This window comes from Photobacterium iliopiscarium, from assembly GCF_003026395.1.
GTDB lineage: Bacteria > Pseudomonadota > Gammaproteobacteria > Enterobacterales > Vibrionaceae > Photobacterium > Photobacterium iliopiscarium.
In genome coordinates, this window is the sequence record NZ_PYOO01000003.1 from 51246 (window position 1) to 72398 (window position 21153).

General features: G+C 39.0%; 14 protein-coding genes. 5 read left to right on the top strand and 9 right to left on the bottom strand.

The genetic code is table 11. The features are described from left to right. The first annotated feature begins 264 nt into the window (after positions 1 to 264). Complete coding sequence (gene yccS / locus C9J51_RS06085; protein WP_045040692.1) at positions 265 to 2436, top strand: YccS family putative transporter; 2172 nt, start codon at positions 265 to 267, stop codon at positions 2434 to 2436. Positions 2437 to 2799: 363 nt separating this feature from the next. On the opposite strand, the gene torC is transcribed toward yccS, so the two are convergent. After that, the gene (torC, locus tag C9J51_RS06090; RefSeq protein WP_107236860.1) at positions 2800 to 3972 is read right to left on the bottom strand and encodes a pentaheme c-type cytochrome TorC; all 1173 of its coding nucleotides are present in this window, start codon (positions 3970 to 3972) and stop codon (positions 2800 to 2802) included. 578 nt (positions 3973 to 4550) lie between these two features. Here torC and C9J51_RS06095 point away from each other — a divergent pair. After that, positions 4551 to 7193 (top strand): molybdopterin-dependent oxidoreductase, encoded by a 2643-nt coding sequence (locus tag C9J51_RS06095; RefSeq protein ID WP_045040691.1) that lies wholly within the window; start codon positions 4551 to 4553, stop codon positions 7191 to 7193. A 442-nt stretch (positions 7194 to 7635) separates the two neighbouring features. On the opposite strand, the gene C9J51_RS06100 is transcribed toward C9J51_RS06095, so the two are convergent. Continuing rightward, positions 7636 to 8064 carry a GNAT family N-acetyltransferase gene (locus tag C9J51_RS06100; protein ID WP_045036662.1) on the bottom strand — a complete coding sequence of 143 codons (429 nt, stop codon included), beginning with the start codon at positions 8062 to 8064 and terminating at the stop codon, positions 7636 to 7638. Between the two features lie 21 nt (positions 8065 to 8085). Beyond that, positions 8086 to 10344 (bottom strand): peptidase U32 family protein, encoded by a 2259-nt coding sequence (locus C9J51_RS06105; RefSeq protein ID WP_082301544.1) that lies wholly within the window; start codon positions 10342 to 10344, stop codon positions 8086 to 8088. A gap of 225 nt (positions 10345 to 10569) precedes the next feature. On the opposite strand from C9J51_RS06105, the gene C9J51_RS06110 reads away from it, so the two are divergent. From C9J51_RS06110 to C9J51_RS06120, 3 genes are all read left to right on the top strand, one after another. Next, a complete protein-coding gene (locus C9J51_RS06110; protein ID WP_045036663.1) occupies positions 10570 to 10761 on the top strand; it encodes a hypothetical protein in 192 nt (63 codons plus the stop codon). 259 nt (positions 10762 to 11020) lie between these two features. After that, positions 11021 to 11671 carry a LysE family translocator gene (locus tag C9J51_RS06115; protein WP_045036664.1) on the top strand — a complete coding sequence of 217 codons (651 nt, stop codon included), beginning with the start codon at positions 11021 to 11023 and terminating at the stop codon, positions 11669 to 11671. Between the two features lie 302 nt (positions 11672 to 11973). Further along, complete coding sequence (locus tag C9J51_RS06120) at positions 11974 to 13140, top strand: Card1-like endonuclease domain-containing protein (protein WP_045036665.1); 1167 nt, start codon at positions 11974 to 11976, stop codon at positions 13138 to 13140. A gap of 106 nt (positions 13141 to 13246) precedes the next feature. Here the strand turns inward: C9J51_RS06120 and C9J51_RS06125 are convergent, their stop codons facing one another. The 6 genes from C9J51_RS06125 to C9J51_RS06150 all read right to left on the bottom strand — a co-directional run bounded on the left by C9J51_RS06125 (position 13247) and on the right by C9J51_RS06150 (position 20821). Further along, complete coding sequence (locus C9J51_RS06125) at positions 13247 to 13477, bottom strand: hypothetical protein (protein WP_045036666.1); 231 nt, start codon at positions 13475 to 13477, stop codon at positions 13247 to 13249. Positions 13478 to 13670: 193 nt separating this feature from the next. After that, positions 13671 to 14438: a uridine phosphorylase gene (udp, locus tag C9J51_RS06130; RefSeq protein ID WP_045036667.1), complete on the bottom strand. Its 768-nt coding sequence runs from the start codon at positions 14436 to 14438 to the stop codon at positions 13671 to 13673. Positions 14439 to 14826: 388 nt separating this feature from the next. Next, positions 14827 to 17409 carry a zinc/cadmium/mercury/lead-transporting ATPase gene (locus tag C9J51_RS06135; protein ID WP_107274905.1) on the bottom strand — a complete coding sequence of 861 codons (2583 nt, stop codon included), beginning with the start codon at positions 17407 to 17409 and terminating at the stop codon, positions 14827 to 14829. A 154-nt stretch (positions 17410 to 17563) separates the two neighbouring features. After that, positions 17564 to 18037: a response regulator gene (locus tag C9J51_RS06140; RefSeq protein ID WP_045040689.1), complete on the bottom strand. Its 474-nt coding sequence runs from the start codon at positions 18035 to 18037 to the stop codon at positions 17564 to 17566. 12 nt (positions 18038 to 18049) lie between these two features. Then, positions 18050 to 19375 carry an ATP-binding protein gene (locus C9J51_RS06145; protein ID WP_107274906.1) on the bottom strand — a complete coding sequence of 442 codons (1326 nt, stop codon included), beginning with the start codon at positions 19373 to 19375 and terminating at the stop codon, positions 18050 to 18052. A gap of 30 nt (positions 19376 to 19405) precedes the next feature. Then, positions 19406 to 20821, bottom strand: coding sequence for an SLC13 family permease (locus tag C9J51_RS06150; RefSeq protein ID WP_045040688.1), 1416 nt, complete (start codon positions 20819 to 20821; stop codon positions 19406 to 19408). Positions 20822 to 21153: the final 332 nt, after the last annotated feature.

Genomic DNA, 21153 nt, shown 5'->3' on the forward strand with positions numbered 1-21153 from the left:
TACTGGCTGATGATCATGTCATCAACCTCAATTGAATCATTACTTGTCACCCGCTTATCGGGATAATGTTGCTTAGAGTATCAATAACTCACGTATAGCCATAGTATTGAAATGCCTATTTGACTAAATATTATTCCACGAGCTAAAAGTTTATTTTTTTGATCGGCAATAACAAGATATCTGTTATCTTTAGTCACGTTTTTATAACGTTAGACAATTCTACCGTTTTCTCTATTCCTTATTATCAGAAGATTGTTAATATCCATGCAAACTAAAGAGTTACACGTAAAATTCCGCAGATACTGGGTTAATGACCGAATCAATTATTCAATTCGAGTATTGATTGCTTTAGTTGGTGTAGTATTACCCTGCTGGTATCTTGGCGCCAATCACGCAGTCACGCCACTTGTGCTCGGAATTATTGCCGCAGCACTGGCTGAATCTGATGATAATTTAACCGGTCGCATCAAAGGCCTTACGATTACTTTAGTCTGCTTTTTAATTGCATCCCTTTCTATTGAAATTCTATTTAACTACCCCATTTTATTTGCAATTGGCTTATTTTGCTCAACCTTTGGCTTTATTATGTTAGGTGCTATGGGGCCTCGTTACGCCAATATCGCTTTTGCCTCACTATTACTTGCGGTTTATACCATGCTCGGTGCCAATAATAGTACGGATCTGTGGTACCAACCGATGTTACTTCTGGCAGGCGCTTGTTGGTATGGAATCTTATCGCTGTTATGGCATATCTTATGGCCCAACCAACCTGTACAACAAGGACTGGCTAACGTATTCACTGAATTTGGCTATTATCTCGAGAATAAAAGTAAATTGTTTGATCCGGTGGTTAATCTGACATCACAGCCATTACGAATTCAAGCAGCAAAACAAAATGCTAAAGTGGTTAATGCGTTAAATGCCGTTAAAATGACGTTACTCCACCGTGCAGGCCGTGGACAAAGTGATAAATTTCTCAACATTTATTTTATGGCACAAGATATTCATGAACGTGCCAGTTCATCGCATTACCGTTATCGAGAACTAGCCACTGCTTTTAAACGCAGTGATGTCTTATTTCGCTTTCAACGTTTATTGCATGTACAAGCCATTGCCTGTCATGGCATTGCTGAAGCATTAAAACAAGGCAAGGCTTACCATCATGACTCAGATTCCATTAATGCTTTAGATGAGTTACAGCAATCACTTAATTACCTTAAACAACAAAATAATCCACAATGGCGATCACTCCTTAATCAGCTAGACTATTTATTCAATAATCTCGCAACAGTAGAACGTCAACTGCAAAATATTAATAATCCAGATGCAGAACATATTCAACAGCAAATTGATATTGAGTTAGTGGATACTGAAGCACATAGCATCAAAGAAATGTGGAAACGTATTAGCTGTCAGCTCAATACCGACTCAATGTTATTTCGTCATGCTATTCGTTTAGGCATCGCATTAATTGTCGGTTATGGCTTTATTCAAGCGCTAGATCTGCAACGAGGATATTGGATTTTATTAACGACATTATTTGTGTGCCAGCCGAACTACAGTGCAACCCGTCAAAAATTAGTACAACGCGTTATCGGTACTCTCGGTGGCTTACTCGCAGGCATACCACTGCTGTATCTATTTCCAGGCCAAGAAGGTCAACTGGTACTCATGGTTGCCATGGGGGTACTTTTCTTTGCCTTTCGAGCGGTTAAATATGACTGGGCAACTGCCTTTATTACCTTATTAGTACTGTTTTGCTTTAACCAATTAGGGGAAGGATTTGCGGTTATCTTACCTCGATTAGGCGATACGTTACTCGGTTGTCTGCTAGCGGTATTAGCCGTAAGCTTTATTTTACCTGATTGGGAATCTAAACGATTACATAAAGTGATGGCAGAGGCGACCCTTGCGAATAAAAATTACTTAGCGCAAATTATCGCTCAATATCGCATTGGTAAACGAGACAATAGGAATTATCGTATTGCGCGTCGTGAAGCGCACAACAAAGATGCACAACTCAGTACCGCGATAAATAATATGTTAGCTGAACCTGATAAATACCAAATAGATATCGATAAGAGCTTCCGCTTTTTAACATTAAATCATGCTATGTTAAGCTACATCTCAGCACTTGGAGCACATCGTACTCAACTGCAAGATAATCAAACTCATCAATTAGTATCAGAGGCACATCGTATTATTCATAATCATTTAGAGTGTATTTCATTGCAACTAAATGGTTCTCTTATTGAAACGTCACCCTCATTGAACCTCAATCTAGAACAGCGTTTAGGCCAATGGCGAGATGAAGATTGTACTTCGGCTAAAATGGTATTACAGCAACTCCATTTAATTCACTGTATGTTACCTGAACTTCATGCATTAGGTGATAACCTCGCGCCCCAAACACAAACGATGATAGCAACCGTTTAGTTTAGCTAAATACAGCCGCTCCTCATAAAAAACATCAGACTACAATCAATGTGTCATCGCTTAATCAGCCATAATACCGCAGTCCATACTTCACATTGCATATAATGAAGTATGGACTGAGGTGTTACGGTGTTCAGCTAGAAAGCAAAAACCAATCTCATCGTTCTTTATTATAAATAGCCACATTTCATATCCTCATTTGTCGCAGATTACTTATCTATTACCTATTACCTACTGCTTACTGCTTACTGCTTACTGCTTACTGCAAATAATAAACACCAACAATACAAACGACCACGCACAAAAAAGCCTGCGTTAAACGCAGGCTTTCACAACTCAATAACTAGAGTTTATTATTAATGCTTATTCTGCTGCTTGTGGGGCTGCCACAGGTGCATCTTTCGCATTATCTTGAAGATACTTAAGCAATGTGCGCTCTTCATCTTTATCTAGCATGTAGTATTGTTGCATCGCTTTTAGACCTTGAACCCAACCATTTGCAGTTAAGTGTTTTGGATCTGGAATAGCGTGACATTGACTACATGTTGCATCAAGAATTTCTTTACCGTAAGCCCAAATAGGCTTCATGCTCGCTAGCATATTACGCTGAGTGATCCATGCTGATACTTGTTCTTGCTGCCATGTCTGACCATCTTCAGTTTTTACTGTATTTAAAATCGTTGCTGACTTTTGTAGGTCTGCATTTAGAGAGACAGTTTGAATTTGCTTCGCCATGTCTTGTACTAACATACCTGTTGTTGAGCCTTGTTGCTGCCAACCTGTAATTTGTACTTTGATCATGTCGCCACTTGTACCTAGCACTTCAACTTTTGATGCTGGGTATAATTGACCTTGTGCATCACCTGATGCTGAGTCAGTGGTATATAGTTTTTTAGACGCTAACGTATAAAGTGTTTTAGTCGCAGGCGCTTCACCAGCATTAATCGTTAATTGTTTGAACGTTGCTTTGAAATCATTATTGATGTGCGGTAATTGGTGCGCAATACCTTTATGACATTCAATACAGTTCATATTTTTTGCCGCTGCTGTTGTCATTGCTGCTGCCGCTGCTGGAGATTGCTTCGCGTGATCCATAGCAGTGTATGAGTGACAACTCTTACATGTTGCTGAATTTGTTTCAGCCATCATACGCCATACGTTTTGAGCCATACGTAAACGGTTTGCTTCAAACTTAGCTGGAGTATCAATATCTTTACTGATAAATTCGCTGTAAATATCGCCAACACCACCTAATTTTGCTTTCATAAACGCAATAGGATCATTTTCTGGAATATGACAATCACGACATTCAGCACGTACGCCATATGCGTTTTTGTAGTGAATACTTGTTTTATATTCGTTGTAGTTTTCTTTCATTGAGTGACATGAAGTACAAAACTCAGTAGTCGAACTAAACTTTATCGATTCGTGAAAGGTAAATACGCCGGCCAATGTTATGATCACACAGACAACTGCAATCGCTAATACTGAATAACGACTACTTGGCTTTACTAAAAAACGCCATAGTTTCTTCATGGATGGTCCAAAATGAATTAAACGTCAAAACAACGTTAAAAAAAGAGTTGCGCACAAACTAACATTTGAATATGAACAGGGCAACGCCTTCAATTCACATAAATAAATATTCTAAACACAACTAATCATATGATTGTGTTAGACTTTATAAAAATCATTATTTACTTAGATGTCTAATTACAATTAAACTATAAATAGTGTTTTACAGTTTAAGTATAAATGCTAATTAAACAATGTTATAAATAAAAACAATCCTATTAATCAATGAATTAACAAGCAACAATACCGCCACCCATACGGTATAACCAGCTCAAAGTTGAACCTATCGAGAATAATTATCAATCCATTTTTAGTTGCTGTGCTAAGTACTTTTCTATTTATATAGAGCATTAAACATTACATATTGTGGTGCCTTTTTGTGATAACTTATTTTTCATTTAGCAGTCTAATATATTTTATATTTCCGTGTAGCCTATCAAGAAATAAGTCAAATAATAGATCACTATACCGATAAATATTATAATGATTATTATGTCATTAAAATGCTTATTCATTCGGTTTGTCTTCGGAATATAAACATGACCCTATCACGTCGTAACTTTTTAAAAGGTTCAGTAGCAACGGCTATCGCTGCTAACGGACTCACCCTTTTTCCTGCTGGAAAGGTATTTGCTTCAGATACAATTACCATTCCATCAGCTACTCACTATGGTCCGTTTAAAGCAGTCGTTAAAGGCGGTACATTAATTGGTGTTCAACCGATTAATGATGTCGACCCCTTCCCAACAGAAATGTTAACTAAAGGTGTCTTGAGTCGTACTTATAGTGATACACGTATCAAATATCCAATGGTACGTAAGTCACTATTAGAAGATCCATTGGGCGATCACAACCCGCATCTTCGTGGTAAAGAACCTTTTGTTCGCGTTGATTGGGATACAGCAATCGCATTAACCGCATTCTGTATTGCTCGTACTGTTGAAAAACACGGTAACGAAGCAGTCTTCAGTTCATCATACGGTGGTTGGTCACACTGTGGTGTTAACCGCCCTCAAACACTACAAGGTCGTTTCTTCAACCTTATTGGTGGCCAAAGTATCTGTGCTGGTGACTATTCAGCAGGAGCTTCTGAAGTTATCCTTCCACACGTTATTGGTGATATGGAAGTATACTCACCACAAACTGCGTGGGAAATTGTAGAGAAAAACACTGAAGTTGTTCTTTTAATCGGTTGTGACCCATGGAAAACCAACCGTGTAGAATTCCGTGTTGCTGATCACTCTATGCAAAAACATTGGGAAGCGTTTAAGGAAAAAGGGATTAAGTTTGTCTCTATAAACCCACAACAAACCCAGACAGATAAAGCAGTTGGTAGTGAAATGATCAATATCCGTCCTAATACGGATACTGCCCTATTTACTGCAATGTCTTACCATCTGTACAAAACAGGCCAACACGATAAAGCTTACATCGATAAATACACTGTTGGTTTTGATAAGTACCTTGCTTACTTAATCGGTGACGAAGATGGTGTTGTTAAAACACCAGAGTGGGCTGAAGAAATCACAGGTTTACCTGCTGCTAAAATTAAAGAACTCGCTGAACTTTGTGTGACTAAGCGTACCCAAATTGCGGCGGGTTGGGCACTACAACGTGCTGACCACGGTGAGATGATTCACTGGTCTATCATCAACTTTGCTGCAATCGCAGGTAAAATTGGTAAGCCAGGTGAAGGTGCAGGCTTTAGCTGGCACTATGGTAATGGCGGTATGCCTGCTTCTGGTAAGCGTATGCCTATCGGTTTATCACAAGGTCGTAACCCTATCACTAAGACATGTCCTGTGGTTATGGTTTCAGATATGCTGAAAAACCCAGGTAAAGCTTACACTCGTGATGGTTCAAACCTTACACTACCAAAAGCAAAACTTATCTATAACGCAGGTAATAACTTACTGTCTCACCAACAAGACACTAACGAATTAATCAAAGCGCTTAACGATAATATCGATACCATTATCTGTCACGAACCTTGGTGGTGTGCTACGGCGAAATATTCTGATATCGTTTTGCCAACAACAACCACACTTGAGCGTGACGATATTTCATCAGGCGGTACTTACAGCAACAATAAAATCTACGCGATGCGTCAGGTTATTGAGCCTGTAGGTGAAAGCTTAGATGATTACGAAATCTTCTCACGCCTTGCTTTCATGTTTAACGTACATAAAGAGTTTACCGAAGGTAAAACTATGTACCAACATGTTAAAGCCTCTTATGAAGCATCTGATGCAACGGATGATTTCAAAACATTCTGGCAAAATGGTATCGCTCACGTATCAACACCTGCGGCGGCAAATAGCTTTGTGCGTCATGGTGATTTCTACGCAGATCCGATTAAGAACCCACTGCATACACCAAGTGGTAAAATCGAATTATATAGCTCAACGATTGCTGGATTTAAAGCAAATAGTTGTCCACCAATGCCACAATGGATCCCACCATTTGAATGGCTAGGTAATGCGAAGAAAGGTCAAGTACACGTACTAAGCCCACACCCATGGATGCGTTTGCACTCACAAATGGCGAATGCGGATGTGAATAGCTACGAGTCTGTTGATGGTCGTCAAATCGTACTCATCAATAAAAAAGACGCTGAAGAACGTGGCGTAAAAGATGGCGATGTTGTTGAAGTTTATAATGACCGTGGTGTACTACTAGCGGGTGCCCGTATCACTGCTGAAGCAATGCCGGGTGTTATTTACATCCACGAAGGCGCATGGCTACAACTTGATAGCAAAGGCCGTTGTAACTCAGGCTCAATCAACATGCTAACAAGTAGTCAACCAACCAGTGGTTTAGCACAAGCAACCAGTGCTAACACCTGTTTGGCTTACTTCAAAAAATGTACTGATGCCGAAACGCCAAACCAAGCATACACGCCAGCTAAAGTTGTGAAATCAGACTTTAAAGTGGATATCTGGTCATTACAATTAGGTAAGCGCTTAAAAGCCGTTGCCGCAGAAAGTGGTCCTGAGCAATCACCTGGTGAGAAGTTATTCTACGGTAGCTGTACCCTTTGTCACGCAGCACCACACCCAAGTGACTTCACTTACAAGCAGTGGAAAGGTATTACTAACAGTATGTTCCCACGTGCAGGTCTAAACGAAAAAGATCGCAACCTTGTACTTGATTTCCTACAAAAGAACGCTAAAAAAGGCTAATAACTGACGGTTATTATTCTCAACGCGAATACATTAAAAGGCTCTTATGAGCCTTTTTTTTAAGTATTAAAAACCGCAACTTCCATTAAAACTGTGATTTATTTTAAATATTTACCGTTTAATTAGGCGTTTCTATTCTGCCATTTACTATTTATCTTTTAGTTAAAACTAACCAAGCTATCAACCGTACGCGACAGTGTGGCACGGTTCTCAGCGACAGAAGATAAAAACAATGGGTATTTTTCCCCTATTGGTTTTGTCACTACTCCACTAAAACGTAAATTAAAAGTTGGTGTGGTGCGCAATATTCCAAACGGTTCTGAGAGGCTAATATCTTAACAGTCGATAAAAACGCAGCAATTTTAAACCATCTTACTCACACAAGATGGATAAAATAAGCTGCGTTTTCTTTATTGAAGAAAATCGATACTAAGCTATCGACTTATGGGTGATCTAGTAGCATTACCATCGCTTGATGGGGAATATTGGCTTCCATAAATTCATCACCGTATGGCGTAAAACCTAGCTTACGGTAAAAATCGACAGCATGAGTTTGCGCCCCAAGATCAACCTTTGGATAACCTTGTTGTTTAGCATATTCCACTAAAGCACGTACTACTTTTACACCCAATCCTTGTCCACGAGCAGCCTGCATAATCGCAATACGACCAATGTGTCCATTTGCTAAAATACGCCCGGTCCCTAATGGTTGTTCACCATCAACCACCAGCACATGCACCGCTTGTGTATCTAAACCATCAAACTCAATTTCAGGATCAATGTGTTGCTCTTGAATAAATACCTGCTCACGTACTAAACGAATACTCTCTTTATTTACTTCATCAAAAGCAACAATGTTTACGTCTACCATGAAATATCCTATTTATCTAAATTACAGACCTTTTTTATATTGTTGGCAAATAGTGCCAACGATAGTTTGCTCTAATATTTCTCGAGCGTTGATATCACCATGGATATAGGTATCAAACAAAGAGACAACCGTTGCTTTATCAGCATTCACTGCGGTTTCCGTTTTAATATCACGTAAATCAATCATAAAGCCCGTAAACTTATTCTGAATCTCAGCCACAATATCAAGATTTAAGAAGTTCTTCGGGTTATATAACGCATTATGATCACCGCGCTGTTTATCAACCACAAATGACGCTTCAGTAAGATTAATGATCGATGCTGACTTATCACATTTACGTAAGCACTTATCATCAAAACGCTTTTTCTTACAACCTACTGTTTGATGGAATAAGCATTGACGGCTCATTAGCAACATCATCGGGTGATAAATGCTGTAATACAATTCAAACTCAGCAGGTGCTGCAATGGGTTTAATTTGTGAACGTTTGATCTCATTAGAAATAAATGCCCCAACACAACCAAACTCTTGCTGTAAGCATTCAAGGCTCAAACTGTTACTGATATTCATTTGAGGGCCAGCTACCCACGCTAAACCTAACTGATGCGCCGCATAACCGACACCACTATTATTGGTTACAATACGTGATGGCTTAACGTGTTCAAGGAACGTCACTGCCGCTTGATAATTATTGCCAATTAAAATCGCAGGGAACCAAGGAATAAGCTGTGGATTTTCTTGGAACAGACTAACTAATTTTAACCCTTCCATTGCCATCGCTTCTGGCAATTGATAATACACTGCGATATCTGGCTGACTCACTGCAATAATATCAGCAGGATTAGCAATCAAGACCGATAATCGTGGTGTCATCGTCGATAATGGCTGACGAACAGTTTTCGGTAATTCAAACGCTTCAACTAATGGTTGATCGCCATTTAACCCGCATGCAATCTGATCGCGCATTTGCGTTAATTCTTTAAATAGCACCACCACATCTGCCGCTAATTGGCTTAAATTCATTGACGATAACAAGTATTCACCATTATTTAAGCTACGGAAGCGTTTTTCAAAACAATCGCTATCAAGTACCGTATTATCAGATTGACGCAATAACGAGGTTGATGCCACTTCAAACTGTTGTAGCGGTGTCGTTACTTGAATAATAAGCGGCTGTCCAACCTGACCTATAATCGTCAGTTCTAATGCTAATAAACTAATGTCTAGATCAGCAATTCTCTCTTCAACAGTTTGAATAATCGTAGTTTTATCATCGTATAGCTTTTGCTTAACCGCTTGAATTTCAGTCTCAGATTTAGCATCAGCAATCTGTGCGAAGTGATCGACAGAGTTATCGCGTGGATTATCGATAAACATTGCTTTATTAATATCACCCATTAAATATGAGTTAGAGAAATCGCGATTAAAGACAGTATATAACTCACGTGTATCCGCCAATAATGGCTTTTGATTACAATAGTTATCTAATTGACGACTCCAATTATCCACCACGGTATAAACGTAATGTGATTTTTTGATGCGTCCTTCCACCTTCAATGAATACACCCCAGCATCCGCTAAGGCTTCTAAATTTGAAAACGCAGAATTGTCTTTCATATTTAATGGGTAATCTTTACCAACCGCCGTCGTTTGATATTGATCTCGACAAGGTTGACTACAACGACCACGGTTACCTGAGTTACCATTTTTAGCCGAACTGATATAACACAAACCGGAAAAACCAATGCAGTATGAGCCATGGACAAACACTTCCATTAACACATTATGTTGATGTCCAAACTGTGCTAAATGTTTTATCTCTTTGATATTAAGTTCACGCGATAAATTCACACGGCTCGCATTAAGCTGCCCCATAAATAAAATTTGGCCTTCATTATGGCTATTAACTTGGGTTGAAGCATGGACATCAAGTGTTGGAAAATATTGCTTAATTAAGTAAAATAGCCCTAAATCTTGTAAGATAACACCATCAATTTTAGTATTAACTAATTTATTCAATAACCGAATAACAGCAGGAATTTCACTTTCAAGGATCATGATATTAAGCGTAAGAAAAATCTTACAATCACGCTGGTGTGCAACACGAACAATGCCATTTAAATCTTCAAAGGTAATATTCGTTGCACGATTACGGGCATTAAAATTATCTAATCCACAATAAATAGCATCCGCACCCGCAACGATAGCCGCTTTAATCGACTCTATATCACCGCCCGGCGCTAACAACTCAAAGTTACTTCTCATCGCGTTATTACCCATTTATAACCGTGCCTTTCAAAAAACGTATCAATTTTGTGAACGGCTATTCTACTCATGAGGGCGATTAAGTCCAATTTTGAAAGATAAATTACATCTTGTAGCACGCGAGTACAGTTACTTTATCCGTAAACAATTTTTGCAGATGTTCCTTATTTAAATAATTATCGCTACTATGCACAGAGCACCATATTTTAATGGCTCATGTTTATTTAAAAGGTAAAAATAATGACGACTCAACAACCACAACTGACAGAAACACAAAAATCAGCAATCGAACAAATGGTTATCAACCGCGTCAATGCAATGAACAATGATGCTGTACTGTGTGATGCTATTGATAATAAGGTTCACAATATGGAAGAGCATCTAAAAGCTTACTTTCATGAGCGTTTTCATTTTCACAGCAAAAAAGCATAATAAAAGCCAATCTAACTAGATTAAAAAACAATGATGAACTGATCACTTCAGTAATTTTTCTTTATTGTCCGTGATCAGTTTCAGTTTCAACACACCTTAAAAACCCATTTCAATTAACACTTAAATAACCAAAAACAGACGATTAATACACAAAACGACCTCAATACAGCAAAAAACACCCTCTACTGCTTGTAACCCATGGAATGGAGCTATTTATTGTGTAAAATATAGACTTCTACACTATAACGTTGTTCTTACCATGATTGATTTAAATGTATTACCGCTTTACCTCACCGCTGTGATTGCTCTACTACTCATTCCAGGCCCTGACATGTTACTTATTGCCAGTTCAAGCTTAACTTACGGTCGCAAAGTCGGTATTTATGCAAGTTTAGGTAATGCAACCTCTGGTATTTTATTAACTATTTTAGCGGCTCTTGGTGTCTCTGCACTTATTGCAATGAATCCGATAGCACTGCATGTTTTACGTTTAGTTGGCGGCGCGTATTTATTAAAAATGGGGTGGGATTGCATGCGCACCCATGCTGATGATGCACCTCAAGAATTAGAGCAATCTAATAAAATGGCATCAACGCTATACCGTCGTGCTGTTTTTACTAATCTACTCAATCCTAAAGCTCTGATTTTCTTTGTTCTGTTTTTACCACAATTTGTGTCTACTCACGTTGCCACATCATCAGGCGAACAGATGCTAATACTTGGCTTATTGCTTAATGTTTTAGGATTATTATTTAACTTATTTCTCGTCACCACCATTGGCATATTTGGTCAATCATTACTAAAAAATGAAAAATTCCGTAATAACCAACATAAATTTATGGGATTAATATTCTTTGTGTTGGCTATTTGGTTATTAGCATCACAATTACCAACACCGCCAAGTATGTAAATTATTATTGATAACTATGTTTTCAACAAAAAAAATGCCATTAATAATGATGGCATTTTAAAAAATTCCAATATTTAGATGAAAAAAATGATTAGAAATAGACTATTAGACGAAATTAATGAATAGATAATGATGTCAATTTATATGAGAATTATTAGTCTATAAAATATGACTTGAATTTCATCCTAAAAAACCTCATATACTTACCTTATCGATGTGTTGCGCAGGCTTACCTTTGCATTTCTTTTATTTAATGCGCACACAATATTACGCCCAGTATGTTGGGCGCATTAAGGATTATTATGATTACTCACGTTGGCATTATTGATCAGGATCCTGTCCGTCTGATCACACCATTATTAGATGAAGCAGTACCTGCCGATAAAATGATATTTATTGGTACCGAAAAACAACAACAACAATATGATCGACTCGCCTCTATTTTAACTTCACGTAATATTATTGTTGAATTTTTCATTATTCCCGACATTATCAATGTCACCAAAATCAGACAACGTTTGAACCAACTTGCTGATCAATTAAAACAAGACAGCCGTGATGTATGGTTTAATGCAAGCTGTGGTTTGCGTCACCGTTTATTATCCGCTTATGAAGTCTTCCGCTCTTTCCATTGGCCTATCTACGTCATTGAACCTTTCAGTGATGAAATGTGCTGGTTGTTCCCCAATGATCGCGAACAACAACAAGTACAAGATCGCATTCAAATTTCTGATTATTTAACTATTTTTGGTGCACGTTGCGAGTTATCAGATAATCCAATGCCAGAATCTCTTAACGATCAGTTATGGGAACTGGGTCAACGTTGGGCAAGCTCTGCATTAGAATTAGGCCCAGGCTTAGCGACACTTAATTATCTAGCAACAACCTGTCGTAAAGAACAAGTGTTAAATGTTGAGCTAAGTGAAAAGCAACAAGGCTATAAAGAACTTGGCACACTACTAACCGATTTAGAAGAAACAGGCCTTGCAACATACCATGATGGTATTTTGACATTTAAGCACGAAGAAGCGCGTCGATTTGCGAATGGTGAGTGGTTAGAAAGTTTAGTTCACAGTACGGTTCGTGCAATTCAAAACGAATTACCAACCATTCAAGATCACTCATTAGGCGTGCAGGTTTACCGTAAAATTGGTGAACGTGAAGTGCGCAATGAACTTGATGTGGCAACTATCGTCAATAATAAGCTGCATATAATCGAATGTAAGACCAAAGGTATGCGTGATGATGGCGATGATACCTTATACAAACTAGAATCCTTACGTGACCTGCTAGGTGGCTTACAAGCGCGAGCAATGTTAGTCAGTTTCCGTCCGCTTCGTCATCACGATTTAGTCCGTGCACAAGATTTAGGGTTGGCGATTATTGGTCCAGATCAACTGGGTGAGTTATATACCCATCTTCATGATTGGCTCAAAGGTGCCGGCGGCCAAGCGCATAATCCCGCGTAATCAGTAGCTAACACCATAAAAAGTATCAATGATCAAAAAAGGCCTTCTTTTAAAGGCCTTTTTATTTATCAAATAGGGTAAATCTCTTAATGTTGCTTCTCGATACTTATCCAAGTCGATTAAAAACAACACCTGCGGCTTGCGGCTTCTGTGTGTGATGCTGACCATCATCTAATACCAATGTCACCGTGGTCGTACTTTCCCCTACTGTTGCAATAATATCTCTTACAACAAACACATCATCTAAATAAGCAACCTTCATCTGTAATACAGGTGAAATAGGTAATGCAATAATATCTTGACGCCCATTCGGAAATATAATTTTATAATCAATCATGTTTATAACTTCACTAAGCCCAACGAAGTACTATTCTACAACAAAAACAACCTAATGGTTAAACTCCCCCACTAACTCATAGCATTATCGTATTGTTTTCATTATACCTGTGCGCTTTTAATGCAAAAAAGCCGACAGTAATCTATCGGCTTTCTAACATACATATTAAATAAATCGCGTTATTAGAAACGACTTATTTAGTTAGCATCTGACGTGCAGCTTCAACAACAATCTTAATAGAACGTGCTTCAGTTGCTTTTAATGTTGCATGATCAGGAATTTCTTTTTGAGTACGGTTAATAATAACACCCGCAACACAACCTGCACGTAAACCAGAACTTGCACACATAGTTAATAGTGTTGCAGATTCCATTTCAAAGTTCAGCACACCCATTTCTTGCCACTCTTTCATAGAGCCTTGGAAACGGCGAACTACACGACCAGAGAATGTGTCGTAACGCTCTTGGCCTGGGTAGAATGTATCACTAGAAGCGGTAACACCCGTGTGTACAGTCGCACCAGCATCATCACACGCTTGCTTCATTGCTGTCGCTACAGTGAAATCAGCAACAGCAGGGAATTCCATTGGCGCAAAGTGTAGACTTGCACCATCAAGACGTACAGAACCCGTAGTTACAATCATATCGCCAGGGTTGATATGCGGTTGAATCGCACCTGTTGTACCAACACGAAGGAAAGTATTAACACCTAACTGGGCTAATTCTTCCACAGCAATAGATGTTGAAGGACCGCCAATACCAGTAGAACAAATTACAACAGGTTTACCATCTAACTGCGCACGATATACAGTATATTCACGTGCACTTGCTAGGAATTCAGGGTTTTCCATTAGGTTGGCAATTTTTTCTACACGAGCAGGATCACCAGGAATAATTGCTAATTCAGCACCGTTAAGATCCGCTTTATTAACACCTAGGTGGAACACTTTATTGTCAGACATAATGATACCCTTTAAATTTAATCGCTCTGATTGTAGGAACAGAGATGGATAATTATCGTTAATTTTTGTGTTTTTTGACAGTAAACGTAATTCGTAACATAACAACAACGTCTGTCAAAATCTGACGTAACGATAGCGGAAGCTGAAACTGTTTTTAGTGAGTTAAATCACATTAACCAAAAGCAATATAATTTTTAGTTACATATTAATTGAACCAAGATCACGGCAAAACGTTTACCTATCGAGCCCATCACAAAAAAAAGCAACTTCATCATAACGTTTGTCACCGTTATTCACGTCAAATATTGCTATAAATAAAAAAGCAGAATGGTATTTAACCCATTCTGCTTATCATCATGACGCTAATAATATTACGTTATTAACCCCATTATTGTTTCGGTTTAAAGCGTAGCAACCGCAAAGCATTTAATGTTACTAATGCTGTCGCACCACTATCGGCTAACACCGCAACCCATAACCCAGTAACACCCAATATCGTTGTCACTAAGAAAATACCTTTAAGCCCTAGCGCAAGACCAATGTTCTGACGAATATTATTTAAAGTCGCTCGCGATAATTCAATCATTACGGGTAGTTCTGACAATCGGTTATGTGTGATGGCTGCATCTGCGGTTTCTAATGCCACATCAGTACCGCCTCCCATCGCAATACCAATAGTCGCAGTTTTCATGGCAGGCGCATCGTTAATACCATCACCCACCATCGCTACACTGTGTAGATCATTAAGCTTGCGAATTTCAGTGACTTTATCAGCAGGTAATAAACTGGCGCGATAATCAATATTGATTTCTTTCGCAATTGCAGCAGCAGCCCGTGCATTATCACCGGTTAACATTACTGATTTAATACCTAACTGATGAAGCTTTTCTATCGCAATTAAGGCATCTTCACGTAAGTTATCCCGCCATGCGACTAACCCTACTGGCTGTGCATTACGCACTGCAACCACCAGCGTTTTACCTTCACTTTCTAGCATTAAGGCTTGTTGCTGTTGTGCTGCTGTCAACGTTATATCTTGAGGCAAACGATCAGCGGCACATAATAAGAACTTATCACCTTCGGTAATGCCTTGAATACCGCGACCTACTAAGGTTTCACGTTCGGTCGCTTCAACTACTGATAACTGCTTTTCTTTAGCACGATTAACCACCGCTTTTGCTAATGGGTGCAATGATCCCGCTTCAATAGCAGCAGCTTGACGTAATAATTTCTCGTCGTCGTTATCCCAACAAATCATATCGGTTACAACAGGTTTACCTTCAGTCAGCGTACCTGTTTTATCAAACGCAACCACTTCAATATGACCCAGTTGTTCTAACGCCGCTCCCCCTTTAATTAATGCACCACGACGTGCCGCCGCAGCCAAACCTGATGTAATCGCAGCGGGAGTAGAGATAACTAGTGCGCACGGACAAGCAATCAATAATAACGCTAACCCTTTGTAAATCCATTCATCCCAAGATTGACCAAATACCAGCGGTGGAATAATAACCACCAGCGCAGCCAATAAAATCATACTTGGCGTATACCAACGGCTGAATTTATCAAGGAAACGTTCTAATGGCGCTTTACGTGATTCAGCATCTTCAATCATATGCAAAATACGATCGATGGCATTATCACCTTGAGCAGAAATAATGGTTAAGCGCACCACTTTATCCGATGCCATACTACCTGCCATGACTTTTTCGCCAGGTGTACGTTCAACAGGTACAGACTCCCCCGTTAATGCACTTTCATCAAAACTGGCGACAACATCAAGAACTTGACCATCTGCGGGTAAACGTTCACCCGGTACAACTTCAATCACATCACCGGGTTTTAACTCCGCGGCAGATCGTTTGGTTCTCGAGCCATCAGCCGAAATAACCGTTGCTTCTTCTGGCACTAAATCCATTAATGCTTTGACGCCACTACGTGCACGAGAAGCCGCATAACCTTCTAATTGTTCGCCAATAAGGAACAAGAAGATAACCATTGCCGCTTCAGCCGTTTCACCAAGATACAAAGCACCAATAGCGGCAACCGACATCAATGTTTCAATAGAAAAAGGCGTACCAGATTTGGTTAAAACAACGGCTTTTTTCAAAATAGGGAATAAACCAACAATTGTTGTCAGCGTAAACGCGAATAACCCAACTTCTGTGGAAACTGTTTTATTTAAGACAAAAGAGATCACCATCATCAATGCGATAACAATCACAGACAAATGCTGAATTAAGAAAGATTGGGTCGGTAGGTCAGCCGTTTTCGTTGTTGTAGAAACTAACGTAAAACCAGTTTGTCTTGATTTGTTTTCTATTTCAGATTTTAGCGTTTCAGGATCGGTCTGCTGATTATCATGAATATTAACAATTAATTTTTCAGTCGCAAACATCACTTTTGCTGTATCGACAGCCGCTAATGACATAATGGCTTTTTCAAGTTTAGCCGCGCAGCTAGGACAATCCATGCCTAACACTTTCCAGCTAAACGTTTTGCCATGAGCACTATTGGTTAGCGATGCTTCTAATGCTAATTCTTGTTCTTTACTCATCGTTGGTGCAGAGCAGCATTGACCACTATGATCATGGCTACTATGGTCATGTCCGCTATGATCGTGAGCATCATGATTATCTGAATCGTGTTTATCACCATCATGCTGATGTTTATTTGCTAATTCTGGCTTATCACTGGCTGAAACATGTGCACCAGTAATGGTAAAGTTATTTTTTTTTATCACTGAATGAATAGCATCATTTACAGAGGTTGAACAACAACTCCCCGCAGCAGGACCTTCTGTGTCGTTATCACCACACCCTTCAGAATCTTTATTGGTCGAGCAACAATCAGCACTGACACTTGAACAGCAATCCGTTGTTGCAGCAACCATAGTAACCGTTGCTTTATTTGCAACGGTTGATTTTGTTGTATGAATATGATCTTTTTTATTATTACATTGAGCACACATCATCGTTCTCCTTGGGTGCTATTCAGTTTTACTGATGATAATTATAAACCTTTGAGTTAAGACCAAGGTCAAGCAAAATAGCCACATATCACGGTACTCAAGTGATAATAATTATCAAAAATCAATAAATAGACGTTACACCCTCAGAGTTCAATTAACGTAAGCGTCGTAAAACAGTGGCATTATCAATTACATCGCCCCAAAGCGTATAATCTAGTCCCTTATCAAAAATATATTCTGTCACTAGTGTTCTCACACAGTTAACCAACACCTCAGTATCCCATGGCTTTTCAAAATAACTTTCGATACGGGCTTTATTAATCGCAGCAATGGTATCTTGCTGGGTAGCTTGCCCCGTTAATAATACTTTTTTAGTGTGTATAAAGCGGTTGTCGTTTGCCACTAACGTCAATAACTCAACACCGCTTTTACCCGGCATCACATGATCAGAAATAATAACCCCAATAAATTCACCCTCTGCATCAAGTTCATCCATTAACGCTAATGCTTCATCCGCTGACTCACAATCTTCCAATAAAAAAGACGGCTCAAACTCAGCTAAATCTTTTAATACTGCACTTAATACTTCACGTTGATCATCAACACAAATAATAGTGATTTTTTCCATAATAACCGTCCTTTACGTTATTGGTAATTTGATTCTAAATGTTGTTCGTTGATGATCGCTTTTAACGACTATCGTGCCCCCATAACTATTAACAATACGTCGAACTATTGCTAATCCCAATCCTAACCCAAATGATAATCCGCCTTTTTTCGTACTAAAATTTGGATTGAATATTTTACGACGTGTAGCTTCATCGATCATCGGTCCATTATTAGTAATAGTAACTAACAACTTATTTTTTACACTTCGCGTAATAATTTCAATTTGTGGATTGTCAGTATGTTCCATTGCATCACATGCATTCTTGATCAGATTAACCCAAATCTGTACCAACTCAGTGATGCTAGCGGTTACTGGCGGTAAAATTGCAGGTCGTAATACCACATCAACATAGCGTAAATTACTTTGTAATAATGCTAACGATTTATGTAATGTATCCGTGATATCAACATTCGGTACTCGTGCGTGATCACCACCACCAAGCTGTTTTACTGATCGTACAATACTAGCGGCATGTCGTGCTGCAAGTCGTATATCACGCAAATCACGACCGCTATCCCAACATATTAAGGCAGCATCAATATCTTTAAGCCAATCAGCGGGAACATCACCTTCGGGTAATGCACGCGCAAGGGTTCGAGCGTGTTCTCGACTCAATGTATACTGCTGCTGTAATACTTTGCTGCGTTCACGAACTTGGGCTGAACTAATACTTTGCCCATGATCGATACCATGTTGTAAAAATAGTCGCATTTGAGGCTGATTATCATCAACAAACTGGCTGATCGCGGTTTGGATATTCTCCGTTTTACTACTAATCACACCAATCGCATTATTAAGCTCATGAGCAATCCCTGCCGCTAATTGACCTAAGGTCGTCATTTGTTCAGTGGCATACAATTTCTGCAACGCTTTTTCTTTTTCTAGTGCTGCTATTCCAGTAAGCATCTGCCGCATCGCTAACTCATGCACCATTACAGGCATAAATTGCTCAGCTAATGAACCATAATGCTCAGGCTCAACCGCTTGGGTCGATAAATCAATCCAAGCAATCTCACTGTCTTTTTCTGCAACAACCGTCGTAGAGGCAACAAGTGTTTGAGCAAAAAAACTGTGTACGCCAAAGAACATCCCTTCTTTAACCACAAACACCTGCGCACTTAAATCATTTTCTTTACTATTTACATAGCCTGATAACTCACCTTGTTTTACCCAATATAAGCGATCGTTATACCCATCTTGTCGCAAAACCTCCGTGCCAGCAGCAACAGCAATCATCGCCTTAGGATCTTGAAAATAAGTATCAATGATCCGTCGCAGTGCTTTTGGTTGATTCATAGCATCATCCTTGATCTAACGTTAACAACACTAAATATGATCGATAACTTGTAATCCCCAAATCATCACAAAACTTAATAACACCCCAACGACACCTACAATCGCACCTATTCGAGCCATTTGATTACTTTCAACATAACCCGTTGCATGTGCTAACGCATTAGGCGGTGTACTTATCGGTAATGACATACCTAACGATGCTGCAAAAGTCACCACCAGAATCAAGGTAACTTCACCACCTAATGGCGTTAATGACACCATTGATGTTCCTAATGCCGCCATAATAGGCATTAATAGGTTTGCCGTTGCGGTATGTGACATAAAGTTAGCCATTAATAAACACAGTATCGCAGCACCCAGCAAGACCACATAAGGCGAGAAAATATCAAATGGAATACTATGCACGACCAATTTTGCTAAACCGGTTTTATCTAACGCTAAACCAAGTGCAATACCGCCGGACACTAACCACAATACATCCCATGAGATTTTCTTAAGATCTTCTTTATTGATAATCCCCGTTATCGAGAAAATTGCCACTGGAATTAGCGCCACCGTATAAGCGTTCATGCCATGCATTGAGCCCATAAGCCACAACATAATAGTGACGGTAAATGTCACATAAACCGTGATCGCTTTTGGGGTTTTAAGAAACTTACCTTGAATCGTTAATTCAATGGATTGTTGCGTTGCAGGATAAAGTTTATTAATCAACCACCACGCAAAGACCAATAACACCGCAACAAAAGGCACGCCAAAGAACATCCACTCACCAAAAGTAATCAGATTTTCTCCCGTCAGGTATTTCAACGCAATCGCATTAGGTGGGGTGCCGATAGGTGTTCCAATACCGCCAATATTAGCCGCAACAGGAATCGATAACGCAAAGGCTATTCTCCCCGGATCTTTAGCACCAAATAAAGTAATAACTGGCGCTAAAATAGAGAGCATCATCGCGGTTGTGGCAGTGTTTGACATGAACATTGAGAAAACAGCAGTAATCAACATTAACCCAAACATGACATATTTAGGTTGGTTTCCAAACGGCTTTAATAACACTCGTGCTAAGTTAACATCTAAGCGGTATTTTGTTGCCGCCATAGCTAAAAAGAAGCCCCCCAGAAATAACATAATAATCGGACTCGCAAAAGTCGCCATTATTTCGCTATAACTCATTAAGTCACCAAAATGAGGCTGCCCTTGATCAAGTCTAAATAAATATAAACTTTTATCTGATAGTAATAATAATTCCAGCACAATAATCACAACAGACGTTGCATAAATAGGAATAGGCTCCATCACCCAACATAATGCCGCTAATAGAAAAATAGCAATGACTCGTTGTTGAATAACCGTTAACCCTTCAAGAGGAAAAGCGGAAGCTGGCAGCAATAAAATAAATAGTGGAATTAAAATCGGTATGATATAGCGAAGATTTTGACGCATAGAGCATTATTCCCTTAAACAATAAATATGCCACCACCTTTATTTTCCTTAAATTAAAGGTGAAGTATAATGGCTAAACTAACATTACTCATAGTGGTGAATAGCAACAATCGCTATCATGACCATCTATACGCTAATTCCTACAAGCTAATAATTGTTAGTATTATTATTGTCGCTGGCTCTAGCTCTTATTGCATCGAGTTAGATCAATAAAGTGATGAAATAATCATTAGTTATATAAAACGACGATCACATTTCAACAAAAATCATCGTCATTCTATTGGTTAACATCGATATAGTGAGTGACTTCACACCAACAACATATCATTCAT

Coding starts and splice junctions, on each gene's coding strand:
- yccS (WP_045040692.1), top strand. CDS start 265: ATGCAAACTAAAGAGTTACACGTAAAATTCCGCAGATACTGGGTTAAT.
- torC (WP_107236860.1), bottom strand. CDS start 3,972: ATGAAGAAACTATGGCGTTTTTTAGTAAAGCCAAGTAGTCGTTATTCA.
- C9J51_RS06095 (WP_045040691.1), top strand. CDS start 4,551: ATGACCCTATCACGTCGTAACTTTTTAAAAGGTTCAGTAGCAACGGCT.
- C9J51_RS06100 (WP_045036662.1), bottom strand. CDS start 8,064: ATGGTAGACGTAAACATTGTTGCTTTTGATGAAGTAAATAAAGAGAGT.
- C9J51_RS06105 (WP_082301544.1), bottom strand. CDS start 10,344: ATGGGTAATAACGCGATGAGAAGTAACTTTGAGTTGTTAGCGCCGGGC.
- C9J51_RS06110 (WP_045036663.1), top strand. CDS start 10,570: ATGACGACTCAACAACCACAACTGACAGAAACACAAAAATCAGCAATC.
- C9J51_RS06115 (WP_045036664.1), top strand. CDS start 11,021: ATGATTGATTTAAATGTATTACCGCTTTACCTCACCGCTGTGATTGCT.
- C9J51_RS06120 (WP_045036665.1), top strand. CDS start 11,974: ATGATTACTCACGTTGGCATTATTGATCAGGATCCTGTCCGTCTGATC.
- C9J51_RS06125 (WP_045036666.1), bottom strand. CDS start 13,477: ATGATTGATTATAAAATTATATTTCCGAATGGGCGTCAAGATATTATT.
- udp (WP_045036667.1), bottom strand. CDS start 14,438: ATGTCTGACAATAAAGTGTTCCACCTAGGTGTTAATAAAGCGGATCTT.
- C9J51_RS06135 (WP_107274905.1), bottom strand. CDS start 17,409: ATGTGTGCTCAATGTAATAATAAAAAAGATCATATTCATACAACAAAA.
- C9J51_RS06140 (WP_045040689.1), bottom strand. CDS start 18,037: ATGGAAAAAATCACTATTATTTGTGTTGATGATCAACGTGAAGTATTA.
- C9J51_RS06145 (WP_107274906.1), bottom strand. CDS start 19,375: ATGAATCAACCAAAAGCACTGCGACGGATCATTGATACTTATTTTCAA.
- C9J51_RS06150 (WP_045040688.1), bottom strand. CDS start 20,821: ATGCGTCAAAATCTTCGCTATATCATACCGATTTTAATTCCACTATTT.